Origin of the sequence: Haloarcula sp. CGMCC 1.2071 (genome assembly GCF_037078445.1) — an archaeon.
Classification (GTDB): domain Archaea; phylum Halobacteriota; class Halobacteria; order Halobacteriales; family Haloarculaceae; genus Haloarcula; species Haloarcula amylolytica.
In genome coordinates this window covers 1-2,726 of the sequence record NZ_JAYMGY010000044.1, presented here as the reverse complement: position 1 = coordinate 2,726, position 2,726 = coordinate 1, and the positions used below count along the sequence as shown (strand labels likewise).

3 protein-coding genes are annotated in these 2,726 nt (G+C 51.2%); 2 read left to right on the top strand and 1 reads right to left on the bottom strand.

The features are described from left to right. The first annotated feature begins 202 nt into the window (after positions 1-202). Together xseA and VI234_RS21115 are read left to right on the top strand one after the other, a co-directional pair. Complete coding sequence (gene xseA, locus VI234_RS21120; RefSeq protein ID WP_336331221.1) at positions 203-1,768, top strand: exodeoxyribonuclease VII large subunit; 1,566 nt, start codon at positions 203-205, stop codon at positions 1,766-1,768. Between the two features lie 20 nt (positions 1,769-1,788). After that, on the top strand, positions 1,789-1,971 hold the full coding sequence (locus tag VI234_RS21115) for a hypothetical protein (protein WP_336331220.1): 183 nt from the start codon (positions 1,789-1,791) through the stop codon (positions 1,969-1,971). Positions 1,972-2,532: 561 nt separating this feature from the next. Here VI234_RS21115 and VI234_RS21110 read toward each other — a convergent pair. Beyond that, on the bottom strand, positions 2,533-2,726 hold a 194-nt coding region (locus VI234_RS21110), incomplete at its 5' end, for a hypothetical protein (protein WP_336331219.1).

Sequence of the window (2,726 nt, the reverse complement as noted above, 5' to 3'; positions counted from 1 at the left end):
CGTCGAGGCTGTTGACGACAAAATTAAGCAGGTGTTCCTCTTCTATCTCGTTGTCTGCTTCGGAAGGTTGCACATCCTCCCAAAGCAGACACTTCCTCTAACCCGATGTGATCGACTGAAAATTGGCATCATGTCGCCACCTGCGAAGGAGTAGCCAACTCCGGGAAACATACTTACTGCGGGCGGATAACCATGCTAACAGATGGGGTTGTTGTCAAATAATTCGACCGTCGATGATGTCGAACCAACGGAGTTGCCAGACGATCTTGACGTGGATGCACTCATTCCGGTCGAAGATGTCACCACCGAAATCTGTGGCTTATTCAAAGGGTATCCAAAATTCGACAACGAGTATATTATCGGGGAAATTGGTGATTTGAGCACGCAGCCAGACCATCTGTACTTTTCACTGACTGCGGCCAGAACCGATAGCAAACTCAAATGTGTGGTCTGGGAGAGCAAGCGTGGACAGTTGGATATCGAGATGGAGCAAAGTATGCTCGTAGCAGCGAAAGGGGACCTCACGTTTTTTGAAGCCGGAGGGTACCCGAGTCTGGAAGTCGATGATCTACATCTCGTCGGTGAAAGCGCATACTGGCGGCGTATTCAACAGCTCCGTAGGACGCTTACAGATGAGGGACTGCTAGCTGATGAGCGAAAGCAGTCGATCCCGACCTTACCGACAACTATAGGTGTTGTGACGGCTGCTGGGAGCGATGCTGAACAAGATATTATCGAGAGTCTCCGGTCCCAACATCCCGGCGTCGATATCCGTCTCTTTGAGACAACAGTAAAGGGGGACAGCGCGCCCAGTGAGATAGCAGACGCAGTTTCGGCTGCCGAGACTGCAGAGGTAGATGTTCTCGTTATTTCGCGTGGTGGTGGGAGTGATGACGCACTCAGGCCGTTTAACGAAGAGCCCGTGGTTAGAAGCGTCGCAACAGCGGAGACGCCGACTGTTGCAGCTATTGGCCACGATGCGGACGAGCCACTGATCGACGAAGTCGCTGATGTTCGGGTCCAGACCCCAACCGCCGTTGGAAGTGCGGTGATGTTGGACGCTGAGACGTATCGTGAAGACATCACTGAAAGCCGTCAACACATCCAAGCGGCGTACAATAGACGAACCACGCAGTGGTTAGCAGATACCGACGCAGCGATTCACGATGAAGCGACCGAGCATATAACGGAGTGGTTCGAGACGGCTCGTGACGATCTCTCGACCGGCTACCGGGATCACATTGGGTCCTGGTTGGCAGCCTCACGAACAGCGATTAGCAGCGACGCTGAGCAGCTTGTTGGGCAGTGGACCACATCAACCAAGACGGCAGTTGAGGGGGCCGCACACCAGCTGATGCAGTCTTGGCTACACGAGCATCGTCGAGCCATCCGCGACGTGTCCTCTGATACAGTGCCGAGGTGGACGCGTCGACATAGACGTGATATTCAGTCTGCCTATCGCGACCACACAGAGCGGTGGGTACAATCAAACGAGCAAGCAATTCGCTCGGCAACACGAGATCAGTGTGATCGGTGGCTCAGAAGTCACCGCAGAGCAATTCGCAGTAACTACCGGCAACTCACGAAACGGTGGCTCACCGACTCACGAACAGCAATCGACAATGAAACGGCCCGGATCGAACGGGAACAGGATATCCAGGCAGAAAAGCAGGGGTTAGAACGACGAAATTACGTGCTCATCGTGCTGGTACTCGTGCTCTTGCTCATAGTGGCGGTCCTGCTTGCAGTCTTCCTTGGATTCATATAACGGGCCAGAAAGGGCTAGGCATGGACGGTTATGATGATGTTGACGGGAAAATAGAGCGAGTCGAAGAAATTCGATCGGAGCTTCAGGAAGCGGAGAGCATGAATCCAGCTGACGCAAAGCGTCTACATGATGAAGCGATGGACTTGCTTGATGATTTGGAAGACGATCTTGACCTTGGTGACGGAGAGATTCTTCGGGAGTAAACTGTCTTGCTGAGCTGGCAACCAATTCAATCAGTAACCCAAGTAATGATCGATCAGCTGGGCCGCTTATACCTCCTAAGCTGGCGTCCCGCTGAATCAAACGGTTTCCGGAGTGGCTTAGTGGTCCGACGTCTAGTGGTGTAATGGCCAGTGAGTGTTGGCCATACGGACTGCAGCGTCGGGGGTGGTTGCTGTGCTGTGGGTACAGGATAAGACGAGATTGAGCCGAAGCAAAACGCAAGCAGGCTTTGCGGACACATACTCTGTTTATGTGTTCAATCAGCCCTTGATCGTTATTTATATGTAATGGGTGTATATTACACACGAAAATACGCTTTAGATATTAGATGGGAAACCGAAATATTCAGTCAATCCTCTGAGACTTAGCGGTACTTAGCTGTGTTATATATTTCTACATCTATAGAGTCAATATTATTCTCAAGTTGAAGATATAATATCAAGGTTTTATATACCGTTATCTACAAATATGACGATGAGACATCATGAATAAGTATACACCAGATTCGCCGACAGAGATTGAGACTGGTCGGCGTGGGTTGTTCAGAAATGAGGATATAGATGCCCCCACACCGCGAAAGATCGAGCCAGAATCGGCTGGCAACAAACAAAAAAGAAAAACGCTCTTGCGTAGTAGATTGTTGATAGCGAGAGCTGCGGCTGAAAGTCGAAGAGGGCAAGGGCACCGCGCCAGCGGTGCCCGATATGTTCCCAATAAGTCGATTCGTGTCGGAATC